Source organism: Brevundimonas vesicularis NBRC 12165 (assembly GCF_001592205.1).
GTDB lineage: Bacteria > Pseudomonadota > Alphaproteobacteria > Caulobacterales > Caulobacteraceae > Brevundimonas > Brevundimonas vesicularis.
Genome location: NZ_BCWM01000015.1, coordinates 45,687 through 63,548, shown reverse-complemented (window position 1 = coordinate 63,548; position 17,862 = coordinate 45,687). Strand labels below are relative to the sequence as shown.

Here is a 17,862-nt window from a genome sequence, read left to right as displayed (position 1 = left end):
GCTCCCTTTGGAGCGTCAACCGCTCCACATAGCCCCCCGGCCCTCGAAGACTACTGCGTCGCCGACAGCCTGACCAGCTTGCCGTTCTGCTCGTCGGTAATGGCCCAGACCGATCCGTCGGCGCCGACCGCCACATCGCGGATGCGTTCGCCCAGGTCCGTCAGCAGACGCTCTTCGCCCACTACGCGGTCATTCTGGATCACCAGACGCGCGATATGCTTTTCCTTCAGGCCCGCGACCAGCAGGTTTCCGTCCCAGCCGGGGAACATGGCGCCCTGATAGAAGATCGCGCCGCCGGGTGCGATCACCGGATCCCAGTAGTAGACGGGCTGTTCGGTGCCATCCTTTTGCGTCGCGCCGCTGTTGATCGCGCCGCCCGCATATTCAACGCCGTAGGCCGCATCCGGCCAGCCATAGTTGGCGCCGGCCTTGTCCAGATTGACCTCGTCGCCGCCGCGCGTGCCGTGTTCAATGGTCCAGATCGCGCCCGTTCCCGGCTGAACGGCGACGCCCTGAACGTTGCGGTGTCCCAGGCTCCAGATTTCCGGCAGGGCGCCGGCGCGGCCGACGAAGGGGTTGTCCTGCGGGACTGTGCCGTCGGCGTTGATGCGGATGGTCTTACCCATGTGCGAGCCCAGATCCTGCGCCTGAGGCCGCATCGGCTTGTCCGAGCGTTCGCCCAGGGTGATGAACAGCTTGCCATCCGGCGCGAAGGCCAGGGACGACCCGAAATGCTTGTCGCCGTCATAGGCGGGCAGAGCGCGGAAGATGATTTGGACGTTCTCGACGCGTGATCGATCGTCCGACAGGCGCCCGCGCGCGACTGAGGTCGCATTGCCGCCCTCGCGGGGTTCGGCATAGCTCCAATAGATCATGCGATCCTGCGCAAAGCTCGGTCCGACGATCACATCCAGCAGGCCGCCTTGACCGCGCGCATCTACGGCGGGCAGGCCCGCGACCGGTTCGCCGACCTGGCCTTGGGCGGTGATGATGCGCAGACGGCCCGGCTTTTCAGTCACCAGCCAGCGGCCGTCGGGCAGGGCCGCCAGACCCCAGGGGTGGACAAGGCCCGAGGCGACCACCGTGTGGGTCATGGCCTGTTCGGTCTTGACGCCCGGCGCGCGGGTCTGGCCGGCGAAGGCCGGTTGTTGATCAGGATTGTTCGCCGGACGCGTTTCCAGCGGGGCCCCGGCCTGAGGCGCAGCACCGGCGCTCTCGCTATTTGCGCCACAGGCGGCGGCGAGAACGAGCAGGGATGTCGAGGCGGCGGCGACGATCAGGCGCATGAAGGGCGAGCTCCGGCTGGGCTGTAGGCAGTCTTTACAAAACGGCGAGGCCAGCGTTACCGTTCCTGCCGCAGGGCGTCTTGCGCTCTATCGCCGCAGGTTCTGGTCCGAGACGACTTGAACCGCGCGCCTGACGGCGATATAGGCACGCCTCTTTCGCGCTGGCCCCGGCCTCGCGCAGGGCCCGGGACTGGGTAGCTCAGATGGTTAGAGCGGTGGATTCATAACCCACAGGTCGGCGGTTCGATCCCGCCTCCAGTCACCACCTCATTCCCGCTGCAACCTGCGCCGTTGTGCTGCGTTTTCCGGTCGAGCTTTCAACCTTGACCGGAGTTTCGTCGTGACGATCCGAACCAAAGCCCTGATGGCGGCCGTCGCCGCAATGACGCTGGGTGCTGCCGCCTGCACCCAGGCCGAGCAGGAAAAGACCGAGGCGCATGCCGAGGCTGCGGCCGACAAGACGGCCGATGTCGCGTCTCAGGCCGGAGAAGTGATCGAAGGCGGCGCGATGAAGGCGGCGCAGGCGGTCGAGAGCGGCGCCGGCAAGGTCGCCGACAAGCTCGAAACCGAACAGGCCGAAGCGGCGGCCGACGGAAAACCCGGCGCGATCAATCCCGCGACCGACCAGCGCGTTCCGGCGAACAGCAACTAAAGACGATCAGGCGTGGGGCGGCGCGCCGCCTTCCGCCAGGATCGCATCGATCAAAGCGCGGGCTTCTTGGCTGGACCAGTCCGCCTCACCCTTCATGACAGCCCGAATGCGGCCCTGACGATCCAACATAATGGTCTGCGGCATGGCGCCCTTGCCGGGAAACTCGAACGGCAGCTGGAATTTGGCGTCACTGTAGAACGGCAGGGGCGCGTGGTCGGCCAAGAAGCGTTTCGCCTCGGCTGCGGCTTCGGGTGTGGCGTCCACGTTGATCGGGAGGACGACCAGATCCTCGTTCGCCTCATAGGCTTTCGCCAGCGCCTGAAGCGTGGGCATTTCCGCCTTGCAGGGCGCGCACCACATCGCCCACAGGTTCACGACCACGACCTTGCCCTGGAAGGCCGAGAAGCGGACGGCTGTGCCCGTGCGATCGCGGAACGCGTATTCGGGCGCCTGTTTCGACTCGGCCGGGGTCGATATCGCGGCCAGGGATCCGACCGCGAAGCGCGCCAGATCGCTTTTCGGCGCCTCGGCGGCGGTTGTGGTCTGTTCGACTTGCGCCTTCTGCCGATGATTGGCGTATAGCGACATCGCCATGCCGCCGGCGCCGGCGATGGTGCTGACGACGACGACCGCGCCGACGACCGCCCAGATCGCCTTTCTTGAGCCGCTCATGACCGAAACACCTTCTTCCGACGCCAATCCATCCGGCGGTTCGACTGCGCCGGTGAAGCCCGCGGGTCAAGACATGTGGGGCGGACGCTTTTCGTCGCGCCCCGCCGAGATCATGCAGGCGATCAACGTCTCCATCGGCGTGGACCAGCGCCTGTGGCGTCAGGATCTGGCCGGATCGCGGGCCCACTGCCGCATGCTGGCCAAACAGGGCATCATCGCGCAGGCCGATGCGGACGCGATCCTGGGCGGGCTGGAGGTCATCCAGTCCGAGATCGAGGCCGGGACCTTCCCGTTCCGCGACCAGTTCGAGGACATCCACATGAATGTGGAGGCGCGCCTCAATGAACTGATCGGCGAGCCGTCGGGCCGGCTGCACACGGCGCGCAGCCGCAACGATCAGGTCGCGGTCGATTTCCGCCTGTGGGTGCGCGACGCCTGCGATCGCTCGGTCGCGCAGTTGAAGGCCTTGCAGGCTGCGCTTCTGACGCGCGCCGAACAGCATGCCGGCGACCTGATGCCCGGCTTCACCCATTTGCAGACCGCCCAGCCGGTGACCCTGGGTCACCATCTGATGGCCTATGTCGAGATGTTCGGCCGCGATGCGGGGCGGTTCGCCGACGCCCGCGCCCGGATGAATGAAAGCCCGCTGGGGGCGGCGGCCCTGGCCGGTTCGCCCTTCCCCATCGATCGTCAGGCGACGGCGGCGGATCTGGGTTTCGACAGGCCGATGGCTAATAGCCTGGACGCCGTGTCGGACCGCGACTTTGCGCTGGAAAGCCTGGCCGCCGCCTCGATCACGGCCGGGCATCTGTCGCGCTTGGCTGAGGAGATCGTGGTCTGGATGACGCCGATGTTCGGTTTCGCCAGCCTGCCCGACGACCTGACCACCGGCTCGTCGATCATGCCGCAGAAGCGCAATCCGGATGCCGCCGAACTGGTGCGGGCCAAGACCGGGCGGATCATGGGGTCTCTGGTCGCCCTGTCCACGGTGATGAAAGGCCTGCCGCTGGCCTATTCCAAGGATATGCAGGAGGACAAGCCGCCGGTGTTTGAGGCCTTCGACGCCCTGGATCTGGCCCTGGTCGCGATGACGGCGATGGTTTCGGCCCTGCAACCCAACACCGAACGAATGGCCCAGGCGGCGGGCGCGGGCTTTTCGACTGCGACGGACCTAGCCGACTGGCTGGTGCGCGAACTGAACCTGCCGTTCAGGAAGGCGCACCATGTGACGGGGGCGGCGGTCAAACGGGCGGAGGGGTTGGGCGTGGATCTGTCGCAACTGCCGCTGGAAGAAATGCAGAAACTGGAGCCGGGGATCACCGAAGCGGTTTACAAGGTGCTGACCGCCGAGGCTTCGTGCCAAAGCCGCCAAAGCTATGGGGGAACCGCGCCGGAACAGGTCCGTGCGCGCATCGCCGACTGGAGAGACCGCCTGTGAAGAAGACCCTCATCGTCGCGGGCGCGCTTGCCCTTCTGACCTCCGCCTGCGGCCGGATGGCCGATCTGGAATCGCCGGTGCGCGAGACCGAGCGTGCGCCGCGCAGCAGCCGAGCGCCGGGGCTGCCCGAGCCGGCGACCATGAACCGTCCGTCCAGCAGCGTGCCGATCGACGGCGGCCCGTCCAACCCGATCGGCGCCGGCGCCGCCCAGAACGACCCGCGGTAAGTTGCACCATTTCGACCTGAAGGACGGCGCCCTCCATGCTGAGGGCGTGCCGCTGGAGCTGATCGCGGACGAGGTCGGCACGCCGGCTTATGTCTATTCGACCGCGACGCTGAAGCGGCATTACGGCCTGCTGCGCGCTGCCGCCGATGCGCATCGGGACGCTTTGGGCGAGGCCCTGATCGCCTTTGCGGTTAAGGCCAACTCCAACCTTTCGGTGTTGGCGACCCTGGCGAAACTGGGGTCCGGCGCAGACACCGTCTCCGAGGGCGAAATCCGCCGCGCCTTGGCCGCCGGCGTGCCGCCCGACCGGATCATCTTCTCCGGCGTCGGCAAGACCGATGTGGAAATGGCCTTTGCCATCAGCGTCGGCGTGCGTCAGATCAACGTCGAATCCGGCGCCGAGCTGGATCGGCTGATCGCCGTTGCAGCCATGATGGATGCGTCGCCGGCCATCGCCGTCCGGGTCAATCCGAACGTGGGCGCGGGCGGCCACGCCAAGATCACCACGGGCGGCAAGGGCGACAAGTTCGGCGTGCCGGTCGAGGAGGCGATGGACCTCTATGCCCGCGCCTCGGCCTCGCCCCATGTCACGCCGGTGGGCTTGGCCTGCCATATCGGCAGCCAGATCACCGACCTTGAGCCGCTGAAGGCCGCCTTCGAGGTCTTGGCGGACATGACGCGCAAACTGCGGGCGCAGGGTCATGCCGTGACCCGCCTGGATCTGGGGGGCGGGCTAGGCGTGCCGTATTCCGGTGGGACCGAGCCGCCGTCGCCGGCCGAGTATGTCGCCATGGCCGCGCGGGTTCTGAACGGGCTGGACGTTGAGGCGGCGTTCGAGCCGGGTCGGCTGCTGGCCGCCAACGCCGGCGTGCTGCTCAGCCAGGTGATCCAGGTCAACGAACGCTCGGACGGACGGCGCTTTCTGGTGCTGGACGCGGCGATGAACGACCTGATGCGGCCGGCCCTGTACGACGCCTTCCACGACATCCAGCCGGTCAATCCGCGCGAGGGTGGGGCGACGGCCTATGACGTGGTCGGGCCGGTGTGCGAGACGGGCGACACCTTCGCGCGTGACCGCGCGCTGCCGCCGCTGGAGGCCGAGGACCTGATCGTCTTCACCGGCGCGGGGGCTTACGGCGCGGTGATGTCCAGCGAATACAACAGCCGGCCCCTGATTCCCGAGGTGCTGGTGGATGGCGATCAGTGGGCCGTGATCCGGCCACGTCCGACGTATGAAGAGATGCTGGACCGCGAGCCGTTCGCCGATTGGCTTTGATCGCCGATTCTTCTCGACCGTTATAAAGTAACACGCTATAGGGCCGGTCATGTCCCCCGGTCCCGAACAGTCCGTCATGCTTTCCCTGCTGGGCGGCGGCTTCGTTGCGGCCTTCCTGCATGCGGCCCTGCCGACCCACTGGCTGCCCTTCACGCTTGTGGGGCGGGCGCAAGGCTGGCGACCGTCGCGGATCCTGATGGCGGTGACGGCGGCGGGCCTGGCCCATATCGCCACGACGGCGGTGGTCGGTGGCCTGATCGTAGCGGCGGGTCTGGCGCTGGATCAGTGGATCGAGGGCGTGCTGCCTCACCTTGCGGCAGTGCTGCTGTTTCTGTTCGGCGCCTTCTATCTGGCGCGCGCGACCCTGAAGCGCCCGGCCATGGCCGGTGGTCCTGCGGTCGAGACGCCTGAGCCGGCCGTGTCGGACAAGGCCGCCTTCCTGGGTCTGGTCGCCATGATGGCGGTCTCGCCGGGCGAAGTGCTGCTGCCCATCTATCTGTCGTCGGCCTCGGCGGGCCTTGGGGCCCTGGCGCTGCTGACGGTGGTGTTCGCGACGGGGACCATCGCCGGCATGGCGGTCTTCACGGCATTGGCCAGCGCCGGCGCCTCGATCCTGCGGCTGGAACGCTGGGCGCGATATGAGGGGGCGGTGCTTGGCGTGGCCCTGATCGGTCTTGGCCTAGTCGTCGCCATGCACCAACACTGACGCGATATTACATGATAACATTCAATGCGTTATCATGTATCGGCTTGGCTGTTGCGCCAGAGGGCGTATAGGCGAGCCATGAACGCCGCGCACGAGCACAGCCCCAGCCACCGGCACGACCACGATCATGCGGATCACGGTCACGGGCATTCTCACAGCCACCACGGGCACAGTCACGGCCACGGCGGCCATAGCCACGGCCCGGTGGACACCGGCGACTGGCGCTATGCCGTCGGACTGGTGGTCAATCTGCTGTTCGTTGCGTGCGAGTTCGGCGCGGGGCTGATCGCGGATTCGACCGCCCTTCTGGCCGACGCCGGGCATAATCTGTCGGACGTGCTGGGCCTGGCCATGGCGGGTGGAGCGGCCTGGCTGGCGCGACGCGGCGCACATGGGGCGGCGGGCGGTCGGCGGACCTATGGGTTCGGCAAGGCGACGGTGCTGGCGGCGCTGGGCAATGCGCTGCTGCTGATCTTCGCCTGCGGGGCCATCGCGTTCGAGGCCGTGCGGCGATTCAACGAGCCTGCGCCGGTCGGCTCGGGCGTCATCATGGCGGTCGCCGGCATCGGCTTCGTCATCAACCTGGGCACCGCGCTGCTGTTCATGAAGTCGCAGCACGATCTGAATGCGCGCGGCGCCTATCTGCATATGATGGCGGACGCGGGCGTGTCGCTGGGCGTGGTGCTGGCCGGCGGGCTGATCATGATGACCGGCTGGTCGGTGGTCGATCCGCTGGTCAGCCTGGCGATCGTGGTCGTGATCCTGTGGTCGACCTGGGGCCTACTGAAGGACTCGGTCAATCTGGCCATGGACGGCGCCCCGACGGGCGTGGACGTGCCGGCTTTGGAACAGGCGCTTGTCGGCTTGCCGGGCGTACGAGCCGTGCATGATCTGCACGTCTGGGGACTATCGACGACCGAGACGGCCCTGACCGCCCACCTGGTCCACGACCGCGCCGACACGGCGGCCCTGATCTGCGAGGCCCAGGCGGTGGCGAAGCGCTACGCCATCGGCCATACGACCTTGCAGCTGGAGACCGAGCCGCTGCCGGATTGCCCGGGCTGCTGAGCCCTTAGGCCTGTTCGAACGTCACCGGCGCGCCCCAGAACTGGGACACCAGTTCCGACTGCGGCCCGGCCTGGCCGGTGGTCAGGAAGTCGCGGCGCCCGCTGTCGCCCAGATCGTATTCCGGGTGCGCCTTGAAATAGCGCTCCAGCGCATCCGCCACCGCCGTCGGCTGTTCGATCAGAACGGTCCCGGCCGGCAGGGCCTGGGCGAACAGTTCGGCGACGATCTCATAGTGGGTGCAGCCCAGGATGGCCTTGTCCGGGTGGCGGCCGATGCGGCGACGCAGCGCATCGACGTGGTCGTCGATCACCACCTTCAGCTCCTCCGGCGGCGCGCCCAGTTCGATCAGGCCCGCCAGGCCGGGGCAGGGTTCAGAGAAGACGGCGATGTCCTCGCGCCGCTTGTCGATCTCGATCTCATAGACGCGGCTGATGGCGGTGGCGGCGGTGCAGAAGACGCCGGTGATGTCGATGGAGGCGACCTTTTCGCCCTCCTGCGGGCGCTCGGCCTCGAAACTCCAAGGCTTGCCGGTCGCCGCCTCGATGGTCGGGACGATGATGCCCAGGATGTTGACCGGGCGGCCCAGACGCTCGCGCAGACCCGGCAGCCAGGTCTGTTGCAGGCGGCGAAGCGCAATGGCGCTGGCGGTGTTGCAGGCCAGGACGACGACGGAGGCGCCGGCCGCGAACAGACGCTCGCAACCGGTTTTCGTCAGTTCGACGATGTCTTCGCCGCCGCGCCCGCCATAAGGGGCGTGGGCCTGATCGGCCAGATAGACGAAGTCCCGCTGGGGGAAGCGTCGGGTCAGTTCGCGGTGGACGGTCAGGCCGCCCACGCCGGAGTCGAAAACGCCAATAGCCATGGCCCGGCTTTAGAACAGTGCGACGACGTATCCAACCGGATTGGCGACAAGTTTATCCCCGCGTCAGGTGACGGGGGCGATGCGTGCGCCTAAGTGTATCGCAACCATGATCTTGTTTCGGAGCATTCCATGCATAGACGCCAGCTTCTCATCGCGGGCGGCAGCCTGATGGCCCTGTCGGCCTGCGCTTCCACGGGCGCGACCTCGGGCGGGTCCGCTGCGGCGCCGTCCGCCGCCAGCGTCGCCGAGGAAGCGCGCATCGCCCGCGCCGTCCTGCCCAACCAGACGCCGCGCGCCGAGCTGCTGCAGGCCTGGACCGGGAAGTATGATGGCGTTCCGCCCTTCGACAAGGTGACGCCGGCCAAGCTGCGCGAAGCCATGCTGGAAGGCATCGAACTGCAACGCGCCGACATCGCCGCTGTCGCGAACAACCCCGAGGCCCCGACGTTCGCCAACACCATGGCGGCGCTGGAGCTGGCCGGCGAGCCGCTGGACCGGGCGTCCAACGTCTATGGCGTGATGACCTCCAACATCGGCGGCGAAGCCTATGACGCGGTCGACACCGAGCTGTCGCCGCTGCTGTCGGCTGCTTCGGACGAGATCACCTTCAACGAGAAGCTGTTCCAACGGGTCAAGACCGTCGCCGACACCGCGGATGCAGCAGGCCTCAGCGCTCAGCAGAAGCGTCTGGCCGAGCGTCGCCGAGACGCCTTCATCCGTTCGGGCGCCAATCTGGACGCGGCCGGCAAGGCCGAACTGGGCCGGATCAACACCGCCCTGTCCAACGCTTTCACCCGCTTCGGCCAGAAGGTCGTCGCCGATGAGAATTCCTGGACCCTGATCCCGAACGAAGCCGGTCTGGCGGGCCTGCCAGACTCCAACAAGGCCGCCGCCGCCGGCGCCGCGCGCAGCCGCAATCTGCAAGGCTGGGCGATCCTGAACACGCGTTCGGCGGTCGATCCCTTCCTGACCTTCGCTGACGACCGGGCCCTGCGCGAGCAGGTCTGGAAGAAGTTCGTCAATCGCGGCGACAACGGCGACGCCAACGACACCAACTCGACCATCGCCGAGATCGTGAAGCTGCGCGACCAGCGCGCCAAGCTGTTGGGCTATCGCAACCACGCCGAACTGCGCATGCAGGACACGATGGCCAAGACCCCGGCCAATGCTCAGGCCCTGATGGATCGCGTCTGGGCGCCGGCCAAGGCCCGCGTCGCCGAGGAAGTCGCCGACATGAAGGCGATCGCCGGCTTCGACATCGAGCCGTGGGACTACCTCTACTTCGCCGAGAAGGTGCGCAAGGCCAAGTACGATCTGGATCAGAACCAGCTGAAGCCCTACTTCGAGCTGAACGCGGTCCGCGCCGGCTCCTTCGCCATGGCCGAACGCCTGTACGGCTTCCAGTTCAAGAAGTTGCCCAAGGGATCGGTGCCGACCTTCGAGCCCGACGTCGAGGCCTACGAGGTCTATGACAAGAGCCGGGACGGCCGACTGATCGGTTTGTACTACACCGACGACTACGCCCGTCCGGGCAAGCGTTCGGGCGCCTGGATGACCACCTATCGGTCGTTCTCGCAGCTCGACGGCTCCAAGGTCATCCTGGCCTCGAACAACAACAACTTCACCAAGCCGGAGCCAGGCGAGCCCGTTCTGATCTCGCTGGACGACGCCGAGACCCTGTTCCACGAGTTCGGCCACGCCCTGCACTATCTGTCGTCGGTGGTGACCTATCCGTCGTACGGCAACACGCCGCGCGACTTCGTCGAATATCCGTCGCAGGTGCACGAGCACTGGGTGCTGAGCCGCCCGATCTTGGACGGCTATCTGAAGCACTATCAGACAGGCGCGGCCATGCCGGCCGAATTGGTCAACAAGATCGAGGCCGCCGCCACCTTCAACCAGGGCTATGCGACGGTCAGCTATCTGTCCTCGGCCATCGTGGACATGGACCTGCACACCCAAGCCGTACCGCCGACCGATATCGACGCGTTCGAAAAGGCCAGCCTGGCGCGGATCGGCATGCCCAAGGAGATCGTGATGCGGCACCGCCTGCCGCAGTTCAATCACCTGTTCACGTCGGACGCCTATTCGGCGGGCTACTACAGCTATCTGTGGTCCGAGACGATGGACGCCGACACCTGGGCCTATTTCGAAGAGTCGGGCGACGTGTTCAATCCGGACATCGCCGGCCGCTTCAAGTCGATCATGCTGGCCCCCGGCAACACCACCGATCGCGCCGAAGCCTATCGCGCCTTCCGCGGTCGCGACCCGAACGTGGCGGCCCTGCTGAAGGTCCGGGGCTTCCCGGTTTCCTGATCTTGGAGGTTATCGCCTTTCGGGCGACTTGAGCCTGATTGGTGACTGAATAAGCGAACGGCCGGTGGAGCGATCCGCCGGCCGTTTCGTTTGGCGAAAACCTGGCCTAGAGCAGGTCGAGACCCGCGCAGATCCCGGAACCCCGCATGACCGTCGTCGCCTCCTACGTTTATCGCGACGGTCAGCGCGTGCGAGAGGCGCCGCTGACGCCCGAGGGGCTGGCGCTGGAGCCGGGCGAGTTCGTGTGGATCGGCCTTTACGATCCGACGGACGCCGAGATCGAGATCCTGGTCGATCGATTCAAACTGCATCCGCTGGCGGTCGAGGACGCCCTGGCGGCGCACCAGATGCCCAAGGTCGAGGTCTATGGCCGTGAGCTGTTTGTCGTGGCGCGCACGGCGATGAAAATCGATGACCGGCTGGCCTATGGCGAAACGCACGTCTTCGTCGGCGACGACCATGTGGTCAGCATCCGTCACGGCTCGGCCCGCGCCCACAACCATTTGCGCACACAGCTGGAAGCCTCGCCCCTGCAGCTCAAGAAGGGTCCCGACTTCGTCCTGCACGGCATTCTGGATTTCATCGTCGACGCCTATGCCCCCATCGTCGACGATGTCGAGGACAGCGTTCTGGAGATGGAGCAGCGGACGCTGGACGCTTTTCTGTCACGCCTGGAAATCCGCCGGCTCTTCACCCTGCGTCGCGAGCTGCTGAAGTTCAGGCGCATCCTGGGGCCGATGGAGGAGGTGCTGGGACGGCTTCAGTCGCTGGACCTGCCCTGTATCGACCCGGACGTGCGGCCCTATTTCCGCGACGTGGGGGACCATGTGCGGCGGGTGAACAGCCGGCTGGGGGGCTTGAACGACATCCTGTCGTCGGTGTTCGAAGTCGCCAACCTGCTGGAGCAGCAGCGTCAGGGCCTGATCACCCGCAAGCTGGCCGCCTGGGCCGCCATTCTGGCCGTGCCGACCGCCATCGCCGGCATCTACGGCATGAATTTCGAGCACATGCCCGAGCTGCGCTGGGAATACGGATACTATGCGGTTCTGGGCGTGATCGCGGCCATCTGTGCGGCGCTGTATGTGACGTTCAAGCGGACGAAGTGGCTGTAGTCAGCCGCTGTTTCTTAATCCCGCCGCCACGCCGTTGATGGCCAGAAGGATGCCCTCGCGGACGCGGGGGTCGTCGTCGCCTGCGCGGCGGCGGCGGATCAGTTCGATCTGGACGTGGTTCAGCGGCTCGACATAGGGCATGCGCAACCGGATGAGCCGGTCCAGCTCGGGCTGGCCGCCCAGCAGGGCGTCATGGCCGGTGATGGCCAGGATGGCGTCGTGGGTCCGCTGCCATTCCTCCCGGATCTCGCCATAGATGCGGGCGGCCAGAGAGGCGTCGGGGACCAAGGTGGCGTAGCGACGGGCGATGGTCATGTCGGACTTGGCCATGACCATCTCCATGTTCTGGACCAGCGTCTTGAAGAAGGGCCAGGCCTCGGCCATCGCCTTCAGCTCGCCCATGTCCTTACCCTGCACCGCCGAACCGAAGCCGAACCAGCCGGGCAGCATGACCCGGCTCTGCGACCAACTGAACACCCAGGGAATGGCGCGCAGATCCTCGATCCGCGTCGAGGCGGTGCGCGACGACGGGCGCGAGCCGATCTTCAGATCGGCGATCTCGGCGATGGGGGTGGCGGCGCGGTAGTAATCGACGAAGCCGTCGGTCTCATAGACCAGCTTGCGATAGGCGGCCATCGAACGCGCCGACAGGTCCGACAGGGTCGCGCCGTGTTCGGCGGTGAAGGCGTGATCCGTGCCCTTGCCCAGAGAGGCCAGCATGGCGCCGCAGGTCAGGGCGTCCAGATTGCGAAGCGCGATTTCCGGCTCGCCGTATTTGTTGGCGATGACCTCGCCCTGCTCGGTGGTGCGGATGCGGCCCTGGACCGTGCCTTCGGGTTGGGCCAGGACGCCGGCGAAGGACGAGCCGCCGCCACGCCCGACCGTGCCGCCTCGTCCATGGAACAGTTGCAGTTTCAGCCCGTGCTTCTGCGTCACCTCGACCAGGGCGCGCGAGGCCTCGTGCAACTCCCAGCCCGAGGTCAGATAGGAGCCGTCCTTGTTCGAATCCGAATAGCCGATCATCACCTCCTGCACGCCTCGCGCCTTGGCGACGGCGAGGGCCGACGGCTCCTGCAACAGCCGCTCCAAGGTAGGGCGCGCGGCGCGAAGGTCTTCGATGGTCTCGAACAGAGGCGCGGCCTGAATCGGGCAGGCGGCGGGGTCTTCGGGTCGGTAGAGACCGACCTCCTTGAGCAGCAGATAAACTTCCAGCAGGTCGGAAGCCGCGTCGGTCTTGGACACGATATGAGTGCGGATGGCCTGCGGGCCGAAGGCGGCGAGCGCTGTCGCGGCGGCCTGAAGGATGGCGCGTTCCTTCAGCGTTTCCGGCTCATAGTCGGCATAGGGGCTGAACAGCAGGCGCGACGAGGCTAATTCGGCGGCCAGCACCTTCAGGCGACCTTCCTCGTCCAACGCCAGATAGTCGGACTGGACGCCCGCGACCTTGAGCAGGTCGGCGACGACGCGTTCATGGACGTCGGCGTTCTGGCGCATGTCCAGGGTCGCCATATGGAAGCCGAACACCTCGACCGCCGTGATCAGGTCGCTGAGCCGGTCGTCGGCGAAGACACCGCCGTGGTGTAATACCAGGCTGTCGTGAAGCGTCTTCAGATCGGCTTCGAAGGCGTCGGGGCCGGGATAGGGTTCGGCCTGGACCGCGGGGCGACGGGGCGGGGGGGCGTCGCCCAGCTTCTCGTGCGTGGCGGCCAGGCGAGCATAGACGCCGGTCAGGGCGCGGCGATAGGGCTCGTCCGCGCGGTGGGGCGAGGGGTCGTGGGCGGCGTCGGCCAGGGCCTGAAGCTCGGGCGACACCTGCGCCAGTTCGGCGGCGAGGCTGAGTTCGGCGCCCAAGGCGTGCACCTCGTCCAGATAGAAGGTCAGCACAGCCCGCGCCTGGGTGCGGAAGGCGGCGGCCATCACCGTGGCGTCCACGTTGGGATTGCCGTCGCGGTCGCCGCCGACCCAGGTGCCGACGCGCATGAAGGGCTTCAGCTCGGGCGCCTCCAGCAACCGCCGCCAGGCCGACAACTGCTTGGGCGCGACGTGCAGGAAGATGCGGTCCAGGAAGGAGACCACGGTGTCGATCTCGTCCTGCACCACCAGCCCCTGGGTGCGGACCAGGCGCGTGGCCCACAGGATGACAATCTGGCGGCGCAGCGGTTCGGCGATGGCGTCCAGGGTGCAGGCGTCGCCGGCCTTGTCGCAGGCGTCCAGCAGGTCGGTGATGGCGGCGATACGGTCGATGACGCTCTTGCGCCGGACCTCGGACGGGTGGGCGGTCAGGACGGGCGAGATCAGCGACTGATCCAGCAGGGCGCGCACGGCCTCGCGGTCCACGCCTTGATCGGCCAGACGCTTCAGCGCGCCTTCCGGAGTGTCGGGCCGGGCGCCGGCCTCGGCCTGGCTCTGGGCGCGGCGGCGGGTCGAGCGGTCTTCGGCGATATTGGCCAGCAGAGAGAATAGGGCAAAGCCGTGCGCCAAGCCGGCCGCCTGATCCACTGACATGGCGGTCAGCAGCTTCTCCAGCCGCTTGGCGGGGTGCGAGGCCGGGTCGCGGTGATAGGCGATCGAAGCCTGTCGCACCGCCTCGACATGGTCGAACAGGGCCTGACCGCCCTCGTCGCGGATGATGTCGCCCAGAATGCCGCCGAGCAGTCGGACCTCGTCACGCAGGGCGTCGTCGGCGGCGGGGCTCATCATCTCAAATATCCTAGGACCGCTCTGGGTCGGCGCGGGGAGGTCGGCATCTGGAAGGGCGAAGTCGCCCGCGTCAACGCACGATCCGTGACAGCCGCTCCCGGAAATCACCGCGTCGATCATGGTGAACCGCCCGTTAGGGTTTCTTAACCGACGGCGCCCGATGATGCGGGCGTAGGATTCCAGATCGGTTCCACTCTTGCCCATGTTCGCCAAACGCCAATCCGCACTCGCCGCCACCGCCGGGACCGCCCCGCGCGGCAAGGACGGCCCGAGCCTGAAACCTGTCGTCGACGCCCTGAAGAAGCCGCCGGTCGCGGCGGGTCTGGCAGGCTTGCTGCTGCTCAGCACTAGCGCCCTATTTTTGACGGTGCTGGGTGATCCCAAGGCGGGAACACCCTCGGCCCATGTCGCGCTGGAACGCGAGGCGGCCGCAGCGCCAGCGCCGGCGCCGACGGGCTTCGAAGCCTTCTCCATGGGCGCGATGGGGCTGTATCAAAATCTGGCGGGCGGCGCCGATCCGGCCGCAGGCGGCGACGCCGTCATCACCCTGCCGGACGGCGGCAGCGTCTCGGGTCAGGGCGCGCCCATCACGGCGCCGGTCCACGCCGCCTCGCCCCTGGCCAAGGCCCCCATCGCCGGCCTGTCGCAGCCCGGATCGAACGGTCCCCTGCCGATGATCGCGCCCGACGGCCGCGTGCCGGCCCAGGCCTATGCTCGCCCGTTCCGTCCCAACGGCAAGCCGCGCGTGTCGCTGATCGTCGGCGGGCTGGGCCTGAACGCCGTCACCACCCGCGCGGCCATCGAACGGCTGCCGCCGGAGGTCACGCTCAGCTTCGTGCCCTACGCCGACAATCTGCAGGGCTGGATCGACCAGGCGCGCGCGCAGGGCCATGAGGTCATGCTGGAAATGCCGATGGAGCCGACCGGCTATCCCGACAACGACCCCGGCCCCTATACGCTGCTGGCCGACGGCGGCGCCGACGACGTGACCGCCAAGATGGACTGGCTGCTGAGCCGCGCCACCGGCTATTTCGGCGTGACCAACTATCTGGGCGACCGGTTCGCCGGCTCGGACACGGGCATGAACGCCTTCCTGAGCGTCCTGCGCCAGCGTGGCGTCGCCTTCCTGGACGACGGCTCGTTCCAGCGTCGACCGGGCGCCTGGGCGCGGGCCAGCGCGGATCGCGTCATCGACCGGACCCAGTCGCCCGCCGCCATCGTCGCCGCCCTGAATGGTCTGGAAGCCCAGGCCAAGCTGCGCGGTTCGGCCCTGGGGGCCGGCTTCAGCTATCCGGTGACGGTCGAGGCCGCCGCCCGCTGGACCGCCGGCCTGGAACAGCGCGGCCTGCAACTGGCGCCGGCCTCGTCCATGTCGATGCGGCCGGGGCGCTAGTGTCCGATCTCGACGCCTATCGGCCCAATGTCGGGGTCGTGCTGTTCAACCGCGAGGGCCTGGTCTGGTACGGCCAGCGCCACGCCACGCCCGGCCCGCATAACTGGCAGTTCCCGCAAGGCGGCGTCGATGCGGGTGAGGATCTGGAAGCCGCCGCCCGCCGCGAACTGCATGAGGAGACCGGCGTCACCTCGATCGAACTGCTGGCGCGGACGGACGACTGGATCCTGTACGACTTCCCGCCCGAAGCCATGAACAACGCCAAGGCCTGGCGCGGTTTCAAGGGTCAGAAGCAGCAGTGGTTCGCCTTCCGCTTCACCGGCGACGAGGCGGAGATCGATCTGGCGGCCGACGACGAGGTCGAGTTCGACGCCTGGCGCTGGGGGCCGCTGTCGGACGCCTGCGACCTGATCGTGCCGTTCAAACGCCCGGCCTATGAAAAGGTCGTCGCCGCCTTCTCGCACTTGGCGGCATAGAAAAAGGGCGGCGCGAACGCCGCCCTTTCATAGTTCGCCTTGAAACGGCTTAGGCCGCTTCAGCCTTCTTCTCGGCCTGGCCTTCGATCAGCGGCTGGCCGGCTCCGATTTCGATGCGGCGGGGCTTCAGCGCCTCGGGCAGTTCGCGCTTCAGCGAGATCGACAGCAAACCGTTGACCAGATTGGCGTCGTTGACGACGACATAGTCGGCCAGTTGGAAGCGGCGCTCGAAATCGCGCTCGGCCAGACCGCGATGCAGATAGGTCTTCTGCGTCGCCGTATCGTCATTGGCGGTCTTGCGGCCGGTCACGGTGAGCAGATTTTCCTTCACCTCGATATTCAGCTCGTCGGGGCTGAAGCCGGCGACGGCGATCTCGATGCGATAGGCGTTCTCGCCCGTGGTCTCGATGTTGTAGGGGGGGTAACCCGTGTCCTGGCTGGTCGCGCGCGAGGCGTTTTCCAGCAGATTGGCCAGACGGTCGAAGCCGACGGCCGAACGGTATAGCGGGGTGAAATCATAGGTACGCATCAGCATCCTCCTGAGGATCAGCAAGGTTGAGCCGCCCGGCGTTTTGGCCCGGACGGTAGGAGATCAGATCGACGACCCGAAACCGGCGCCGTCAGTCTGGAGAACCCGAAATCGGCATCCTCGGAAGCAAAGATGGGAACCGGCGAAACGGCGTCAAGGGCGCCGCCGCGACGATTTTGCTTGCGTCAAATCCGCCTGTGTCTCGCGAAGTTCATTTGCGCGGGCGGCCCGCCTGCCTATGGAGAACGACCTGAACCTGGAGCCCTCGATCATGCGCCTTGCCGTCTACGGCCTCGCCGCCGTCCTGCTGTCCGCCGCCCCCGCCCTGGCCCAACAGTCGCCCCAGACCCAGGGCGCGTGGACGCCGCCGCGTTCGGCCCTGTCCAGCGCCATGCCGACGTTCTCCGACGACACGGCCTTGCAGACCGCCATCGCGGCCGAGACCCGGCCCGCCGCCGACCGGGGGCGCGACGTCTATCGTCATCCGTATGAATCCCTGACCTTCTGGGGGCTGACGCCGGGCATGACGGTGGTGGAGATCGAGCCGGGCGGCGCCAGCTGGTGGCGGCACATTCTTGAGCCCTATGCGGCGGCGACCGGCGGTCGTTATGTGCCGGTCAATCGCCCGCTGGAAAGCATGGGCGCGGCGGACGGAACCGCCGACTTCATCCTGGTGGCCCGCGCCTTCCATAATTGGTCGCGCGACGGCCGGACCCAGCCGTATCTGCAGGCCTTCTTCAAGGCCTTGAAGCCCGGCGGCGTGCTGGCCGTCGAGCAGCACCGCAGCGCGGAAGGGCTGAACGTGGCCGATGTCGCCTCCACCGGCTATGTGCCCGAAAGCTATGTGATCCATGAGGCGCGAAACGCTGGCTTCGTGCTGGAGGCGCGCAGCGAGCTGAACGCCAATCCCAAGGACGACCACGATCACCCATTCGGCGTCTGGACCTTGCCGCCGATCCGCCAGTCGGCCGCGCGCAACGATCCGTCCGGCCGCACCCTGACGCCCGAGGAACGCGCCGCCTTCGACGCCATCGGCGAGAGCGATCGGATGACCCTGCGTTTCCGCAAGCCCGAATAGGCCGTCTTGCGTTTTGACCGGACCTGCGAACCCGATTAAGCCCAAGGCGTCAGGGTGCGTCGGACGCGGGT

The 17,862-nt window shown here is 67.2% G+C and carries 16 protein-coding genes and 1 tRNA gene; 12 read left to right on the top strand and 5 right to left on the bottom strand.

Annotated elements, in window-relative coordinates; genetic code table 11:
- Nucleotides 1-50 precede the first annotated feature (50 nt).
- Nucleotides 51-1,286 (bottom strand): PQQ-dependent sugar dehydrogenase, encoded by a 1,236-nt coding sequence (locus BVE01S_RS12665; RefSeq protein ID WP_066628134.1) that lies wholly within the window; start codon nt 1,284-1,286, stop codon nt 51-53.
- A gap of 188 nt (nt 1,287-1,474) precedes the next feature.
- On the opposite strand from BVE01S_RS12665, the gene BVE01S_RS12660 reads away from it, so the two are divergent.
- Nucleotides 1,475-1,551 (top strand) — tRNA-Met (locus BVE01S_RS12660).
- 75 nt (nt 1,552-1,626) lie between these two features.
- Nucleotides 1,627-1,938: a 50S ribosomal protein L7/L12 domain protein gene (locus BVE01S_RS12655; protein WP_066628131.1), complete on the top strand. Its 312-nt coding sequence runs from the start codon at nt 1,627-1,629 to the stop codon at nt 1,936-1,938.
- A gap of 6 nt (nt 1,939-1,944) precedes the next feature.
- Here the strand turns inward: BVE01S_RS12655 and BVE01S_RS12650 are convergent, their stop codons facing one another.
- A complete protein-coding gene (locus BVE01S_RS12650) occupies nt 1,945-2,610 on the bottom strand; it encodes a TlpA family protein disulfide reductase (protein ID WP_066628129.1) in 666 nt (221 codons plus the stop codon).
- Between BVE01S_RS12650 and argH the strand changes: the two genes are divergently transcribed.
- The 5 genes from argH (at nt 2,609) to BVE01S_RS12625 (ending at nt 7,325) form a co-directional block, all read left to right on the top strand.
- Nucleotides 2,609-4,048 carry an argininosuccinate lyase gene (argH, locus tag BVE01S_RS12645; RefSeq protein WP_370667659.1) on the top strand — a complete coding sequence of 480 codons (1,440 nt, stop codon included), beginning with the start codon at nt 2,609-2,611 and terminating at the stop codon, nt 4,046-4,048. The genes BVE01S_RS12650 and argH overlap by 2 nt on opposite strands.
- Entirely contained in the window at nt 4,045-4,275 is a 231-nt protein-coding gene (locus tag BVE01S_RS12640; protein ID WP_066628127.1) for a hypothetical protein, read from the top strand. The genes argH and BVE01S_RS12640 overlap by 4 nt, the downstream gene beginning before the upstream one ends.
- Nucleotide 4,276: 1 nt before the next feature.
- A complete protein-coding gene (lysA, locus tag BVE01S_RS12635) occupies nt 4,277-5,551 on the top strand; it encodes a diaminopimelate decarboxylase (RefSeq protein ID WP_066628125.1) in 1,275 nt (424 codons plus the stop codon).
- Nucleotides 5,552-5,600: 49 nt separating this feature from the next.
- Nucleotides 5,601-6,257, top strand: coding sequence for a hypothetical protein (locus tag BVE01S_RS12630; protein ID WP_066628122.1), 657 nt, complete (start codon nt 5,601-5,603; stop codon nt 6,255-6,257).
- Between the two features lie 78 nt (nt 6,258-6,335).
- Nucleotides 6,336-7,325, top strand: a complete 990-nt coding sequence (locus BVE01S_RS12625) for a cation diffusion facilitator family transporter (RefSeq protein ID WP_066628119.1) — start codon at nt 6,336-6,338, stop codon at nt 7,323-7,325.
- A 4-nt stretch (nt 7,326-7,329) separates the two neighbouring features.
- Here BVE01S_RS12625 and BVE01S_RS12620 read toward each other — a convergent pair whose 3' ends face one another.
- Nucleotides 7,330-8,187, bottom strand: coding sequence for a glutamate racemase (locus BVE01S_RS12620; protein WP_066628116.1), 858 nt, complete (start codon nt 8,185-8,187; stop codon nt 7,330-7,332).
- A 129-nt stretch (nt 8,188-8,316) separates the two neighbouring features.
- Between BVE01S_RS12620 and BVE01S_RS12615 the strand changes: the two genes are divergently transcribed.
- Nucleotides 8,317-10,503, top strand: coding sequence for a M3 family metallopeptidase (locus BVE01S_RS12615; protein ID WP_066628112.1), 2,187 nt, complete (start codon nt 8,317-8,319; stop codon nt 10,501-10,503).
- Nucleotides 10,504-10,649: 146 nt separating this feature from the next.
- The gene (locus BVE01S_RS12610) at nt 10,650-11,615 is read left to right on the top strand and encodes a magnesium and cobalt transport protein CorA (RefSeq protein ID WP_066628109.1); all 966 of its coding nucleotides are present in this window, start codon (nt 10,650-10,652) and stop codon (nt 11,613-11,615) included.
- Here the strand turns inward: BVE01S_RS12610 and ppc are convergent, their stop codons facing one another.
- Nucleotides 11,616-14,315, bottom strand: coding sequence for a phosphoenolpyruvate carboxylase (gene ppc / locus BVE01S_RS12605; protein WP_066628106.1), 2,700 nt, complete (start codon nt 14,313-14,315; stop codon nt 11,616-11,618).
- Between the two features lie 202 nt (nt 14,316-14,517).
- Here ppc and BVE01S_RS12600 point away from each other — a divergent pair, with 202 nt between their 5' ends.
- Entirely contained in the window at nt 14,518-15,708 is a 1,191-nt protein-coding gene (locus BVE01S_RS12600) for a divergent polysaccharide deacetylase family protein (RefSeq protein ID WP_066628103.1), read from the top strand.
- The gene (locus BVE01S_RS12595; protein ID WP_066628099.1) at nt 15,708-16,184 is read left to right on the top strand and encodes an RNA pyrophosphohydrolase; all 477 of its coding nucleotides are present in this window, start codon (nt 15,708-15,710) and stop codon (nt 16,182-16,184) included. The genes BVE01S_RS12600 and BVE01S_RS12595 overlap by 1 nt, the downstream gene beginning before the upstream one ends.
- A 49-nt stretch (nt 16,185-16,233) precedes the next feature.
- Here the strand turns inward: BVE01S_RS12595 and BVE01S_RS12590 are convergent, their stop codons facing one another.
- Nucleotides 16,234-16,713, bottom strand: a complete 480-nt coding sequence (locus BVE01S_RS12590; protein ID WP_026108379.1) for an Hsp20 family protein — start codon at nt 16,711-16,713, stop codon at nt 16,234-16,236.
- Between the two features lie 271 nt (nt 16,714-16,984).
- On the opposite strand from BVE01S_RS12590, the gene BVE01S_RS12585 reads away from it, so the two are divergent.
- Nucleotides 16,985-17,791 carry a class I SAM-dependent methyltransferase gene (locus BVE01S_RS12585; protein WP_066628210.1) on the top strand — a complete coding sequence of 269 codons (807 nt, stop codon included), beginning with the start codon at nt 16,985-16,987 and terminating at the stop codon, nt 17,789-17,791.
- Nucleotides 17,792-17,862: the final 71 nt, after the last annotated feature.

Excerpts from the sequence above, each read along its gene's own strand:
- BVE01S_RS12630 (WP_066628122.1), top strand. The coding sequence starts at position 5,601 with ATGTCCCCCGGTCCCGAACAGTCCGTCATGCTTTCCCTGCTGGGCGGC.
- BVE01S_RS12590 (WP_026108379.1), bottom strand. The coding sequence starts at position 16,713 with ATGCGTACCTATGATTTCACCCCGCTATACCGTTCGGCCGTCGGCTTC.
- BVE01S_RS12615 (WP_066628112.1), top strand. The coding sequence starts at position 8,317 with ATGCATAGACGCCAGCTTCTCATCGCGGGCGGCAGCCTGATGGCCCTG.
- BVE01S_RS12600 (WP_066628103.1), top strand. The coding sequence starts at position 14,518 with ATGTTCGCCAAACGCCAATCCGCACTCGCCGCCACCGCCGGGACCGCC.
- BVE01S_RS12665 (WP_066628134.1), bottom strand. The coding sequence starts at position 1,286 with ATGCGCCTGATCGTCGCCGCCGCCTCGACATCCCTGCTCGTTCTCGCC.
- BVE01S_RS12585 (WP_066628210.1), top strand. The coding sequence starts at position 16,985 with ATGCGCCTTGCCGTCTACGGCCTCGCCGCCGTCCTGCTGTCCGCCGCC.
- BVE01S_RS12620 (WP_066628116.1), bottom strand. The coding sequence starts at position 8,187 with ATGGCTATTGGCGTTTTCGACTCCGGCGTGGGCGGCCTGACCGTCCAC.
- BVE01S_RS12610 (WP_066628109.1), top strand. The coding sequence starts at position 10,650 with ATGACCGTCGTCGCCTCCTACGTTTATCGCGACGGTCAGCGCGTGCGA.
- BVE01S_RS12650 (WP_066628129.1), bottom strand. The coding sequence starts at position 2,610 with ATGAGCGGCTCAAGAAAGGCGATCTGGGCGGTCGTCGGCGCGGTCGTC.
- BVE01S_RS12625 (WP_066628119.1), top strand. The coding sequence starts at position 6,336 with ATGAACGCCGCGCACGAGCACAGCCCCAGCCACCGGCACGACCACGAT.
- argH (WP_370667659.1), top strand. The coding sequence starts at position 2,609 with ATGACCGAAACACCTTCTTCCGACGCCAATCCATCCGGCGGTTCGACT.
- ppc (WP_066628106.1), bottom strand. The coding sequence starts at position 14,315 with ATGATGAGCCCCGCCGCCGACGACGCCCTGCGTGACGAGGTCCGACTG.